Genomic DNA, 3,449 nt, shown 5'->3' with positions numbered 1-3,449 from the left:
TCCGCCCGTCCGGCCACTCCGTTCGTTCAGGCCCACGCCGATCGCAGGCGGGCCGCCGAGGCGCTCTGGCGGGAGGAGGAGCGCGAGACGTACGGCGAGGGCCGCAGCGACGTCCTCCGCCCTGCTGGTGAGGGCACCGTCGGAACCCGTTCTGTTGGAAGCGCGAGTGTCCAGGGAGATCCCGACCAACTCACCCTGTTCTAACTCTGCTCCCTCAATCATGGACCGCCTCTACGTCACCGGCGACCCTTACGACCGCGAGCTCGTCGCCGACCTCGTTTCCCTCCTCCGCGAGCGGTCGTGCCGGTCCATCCATACCGCCGCGCTCGCTCTGGAAGACGCCGGGATCACCTACCGGAGCGTCTCCCAGGGCGAGATCGACGTCGACACGTGCGTGTTGCCCCTGAGTGAGGGGCAGTACGCCGAGGCGCGGCAGCGATTCAGTCCGTTCCCTGTCCATCCGGTCTCGCCCTAAACGCTCAGCCATTCGGATCCCATAAGGCGCATCATGTACGCGAGCCGTGACGGCTCCGACGCGGACGTCCGATCCGCGACCGCTGGGTTCACCGCAACTGCCAGGTCCTGGACGGACCGGTGATCGTCGGGCACCGCCCCGACCTGCTGGCCCACCTCGATGCCGCGGGGAACGCCCTCCAACTCGCCGTGCTCGAGGGGCTGCGGCACACCGTGCGGCGCCTCCGGTTGCTCGGCCTCTCGGACGACGTCCTCGGGGCCTCGAAGCGCGCTCGTGACCAGCCGGCTCACGTCGGGCGGCTCCAGGAGGCCGTGCTCCGCGTCCAACGCCGTTATCCTACGAGCGAGGGCGTCTACGAGGCGGCCTCGGTGAGACAGACCTTCAGCCGAGCCATGACGCACCCCTCCGCGCCCCGCTCCCTCCCCGTCGCCGCCGTCCGCGTGCTCGACCGGCTCTGCGAGCGGGGCCCCCGAGGAGCGCCCGTGACCGTCACGGCGCTCGACGTCCTCGACGCGATCGGAGCGGACGCCCCGCTCAGCGTGGCCGAGGTGCTCGACGTGCTCCTCGCGCACGAGCTGGTGAGCCCGGCCGGCGACGCGTCGGGGCGGCCGGTCTACGTCGTCCACCCCGAGGCGCGACCGTTCTAGGGCCGATGGACCGCGAGCCAGTAGGTCGAGGGCCGACGGCCACTGGTGGCCCTGACGATCAGGCAGTGGCTCGGGACAGGGCCGTCACCTACCTCCGGGGTCTGGCGCCTCGGGACGCCCCGCTCGCGCTGGGGCCGGGCGTGGTGGTCACCGACCACGCGACGTACCGGGGCCGCCTCGTCCGCCGCTTGCTCTCGGGCGACCCGGGCGCCTACGTCTCGGCCCTCGCGGCCGCTCGCCGCTACCGGAACGCGCTCGGCGACCCTCCTGACGACGCCTCAGGTTGAAGGCTTCTCGGAGTAGGCCCTCGGGTAGGCCCTCGGGAGCGAGAGTCGAGACGGAGCGGGGCGCCTCTCGGGTCAGGGAGTAGCCCGTACTCACCGCGTGCTCACGTCTCTCGATCGTCCGCCCCCCCGGAGTCGCCGGAGATCTCGACGAGCACGGCGAGCGCCTCGGCCACGGGGTCCCGGCCCGCGGCGTCCCCGATCGCCGGGTGGGGCCGGCCCGAGGCGAGTCGCGCGGCGATCCGAGCGCACCGCGGCATCCCGGCCGCGTCGCAGGCGGCGGCGTGGTCGAGCAGGGCGCGCCGGAGCGGGTCGTCGGGCACGGGTGGCGGGAATGAGAAGGGCGCGCCTCCCACCACAGAGACGCGCCCTCGTGGAGAGGCGCAGGGAGTCTGCGTCTCGCCAGGGACGATACAGACACGACGACCGCGCAGACGTAACCCGTGAGGTGGGCCGACCCCCGTGGTTTGAAGAGCACCGACCTGTCCGCGGCTCCCGTTTCCCAGACTCGCACCTGCTCCTCTTCGCTGCGGTGCTGCCGGCGTGGGCGCGTGGCGTCGGCGCCTGCCGGGCAGTGCCGCGTCCGCTCGCGCGGGGGATGACGTGGAGCGAGCCCGTCTGGGGGGCTGGCAGAGGCGCGAACGCGCGGGGCCGTGTTTGATCGACGGGGGGTGATCGGAGTGCGCCTTCGTCCTTACCGCGCGTTTCTGTTCCGATTCTGCAAAAGGGCCGGGTCCGCGGGCGACGGAGCGCCACGGAGGCCGCAGGTTCTGCAAGGTGTCCCATTTGCTATTTTATAATAAGGGACGTTCTGCATACCTTCCCCCCGATGCCCGTCGCGTTCCCCCTCCCGCCGCCCCACGACAAACGAGGGTGGAAAGCCAAGATCCGCGACCGCGAGCGCGTCGAGCCGCCCCACGTCACCGTCCTGTTCAAGACGAACGCCTGGCGGCTCGGCCTCCGCGAGCGCGACTACCTCGACGCCCGCCCCGACCCCGCCGACGTGCCCCCGGCCATCACCGACCACCTCCTCTCCGCCAACGTGTTCCGCCAACTCGTCGAGGCCTGGGACCGGCTCTACCCTCACAACCCCGTCGCCTCCGATGCCGACTAGCTCCGCTCCCACCCGCCTGGCCCGCGTCGTCTGGCTCGACGGGACCGACCCCGGCGCGCTTGGCCGCACCCGCCGCCGCGACGTCGTCGTGGCTCCAAAAGCCGACTGGCTCCGGGCCGCGTTCGGCCGCACCGTCCGCGACCGCCCCACCCGGCGGATCGCCCGCGTGCTCGTGACCGCCGCGCTCCGTCCCCGCGAGCGGGCGGCCTACGAGACGGTGTCGGACGTCGTGGTCGACAAGGGCGTCGCCCGGATGCTCCCGGCCCGCGAGCTGCGCGAGGCCCTGGAGGCCGAGAACCGGGCCGACCTCCTCGTGGCCGCCAGCTACACCCCCGACGCCGCCGTCGTCACGCTCTACCGGGGCACCCTCGCCCCACTCGTGGTCCCCGCCGACTGGTTCGCGTCGGCCGGCGAGGCCTCGGGCGCGACGCCCGACCTCTCCGCCCTCGCCCCGACCGACTACGGCCAGACCCTCCGCCTCGGGGACGTCGAGGTCTCAGCCGACGCCGTCCTCTACGAGTTCGACGCCGACTACCGCCGCGAGGCCAAGGCCCGCCTCCGCCAGGACGACGGGATCGGAGCCAGCATCCGCCGCCTCCGCAAGCAGCGCGGGCTCAACCAGGGGACGGTCGCCGAGGCCGCGGGGCTCTCGCGCCGCGAGCTCGGCCGCATCGAGAGGGGAGAGGTCCAGTCCCCCCACGCCGACACCATCGAGCGGATCGCCCGTGCGCTGGCGATCGCTCCCAACGAACTCGAATCGTTTTAGGCCCCTCCGCGCATACCCTGCCACCCTCGGCCCTCCGACGCGATCTCGACCGCATCCTCGACCGTCTCGGTCTAGGAGACGACCCCGGCGCGCCCCGCGAGATCGCCGTCGTGGTCGCCCTCCGCGACGGGGTCCCGCTCCGCGACGCCCTCGAACGCCTCGG

General features: G+C 72.7%; 7 protein-coding genes. 6 read left to right on the top strand and 1 reads right to left on the bottom strand.

Translation table 11 applies throughout. The features are described from left to right. From AAGI91_17520 to AAGI91_17505, 4 genes are all read left to right on the top strand, one after another. Positions 1 to 204, top strand: a 204-nt coding sequence (locus AAGI91_17520) for a hypothetical protein (protein ID MEM1044412.1), incomplete at its 5' end; no start/stop codon positions are given. Between the two features lie 16 nt (positions 205 to 220). Then, complete coding sequence (locus tag AAGI91_17515) at positions 221 to 475, top strand: hypothetical protein (GenBank protein ID MEM1044411.1); 255 nt, start codon at positions 221 to 223, stop codon at positions 473 to 475. 119 nt (positions 476 to 594) lie between these two features. Continuing rightward, positions 595 to 1,122 (top strand): hypothetical protein, encoded by a 528-nt coding sequence (locus AAGI91_17510; GenBank protein ID MEM1044410.1) that lies wholly within the window; start codon positions 595 to 597, stop codon positions 1,120 to 1,122. 65 nt (positions 1,123 to 1,187) lie between these two features. After that, on the top strand, positions 1,188 to 1,409 hold the full coding sequence (locus tag AAGI91_17505) for a hypothetical protein (protein MEM1044409.1): 222 nt from the start codon (positions 1,188 to 1,190) through the stop codon (positions 1,407 to 1,409). A 101-nt stretch (positions 1,410 to 1,510) separates the two neighbouring features. Here AAGI91_17505 and AAGI91_17500 read toward each other — a convergent pair whose 3' ends face one another. Then, positions 1,511 to 1,729, bottom strand: coding sequence for a hypothetical protein (locus AAGI91_17500; protein ID MEM1044408.1), 219 nt, complete (start codon positions 1,727 to 1,729; stop codon positions 1,511 to 1,513). 506 nt (positions 1,730 to 2,235) lie between these two features. On the opposite strand from AAGI91_17500, the gene AAGI91_17495 reads away from it, so the two are divergent. Both AAGI91_17495 and AAGI91_17490 read left to right on the top strand, forming a co-directional pair. Then, positions 2,236 to 2,520 carry a hypothetical protein gene (locus tag AAGI91_17495; GenBank protein ID MEM1044407.1) on the top strand — a complete coding sequence of 95 codons (285 nt, stop codon included), beginning with the start codon at positions 2,236 to 2,238 and terminating at the stop codon, positions 2,518 to 2,520. Next, positions 2,510 to 3,286 (top strand): helix-turn-helix transcriptional regulator, encoded by a 777-nt coding sequence (locus AAGI91_17490; GenBank protein ID MEM1044406.1) that lies wholly within the window; start codon positions 2,510 to 2,512, stop codon positions 3,284 to 3,286. The genes AAGI91_17495 and AAGI91_17490 overlap by 11 nt, the downstream gene beginning before the upstream one ends. The last annotated feature ends 163 nt before the right edge of the window (positions 3,287 to 3,449 follow it).

The organism is Bacteroidota bacterium (genome assembly GCA_038746285.1).
In the GTDB taxonomy this organism is placed as follows: Bacteria; Bacteroidota; Rhodothermia; order Rhodothermales; family JANQRZ01; genus JANQRZ01.
This window is presented reverse-complemented; position numbering and strand designations above follow the sequence as displayed.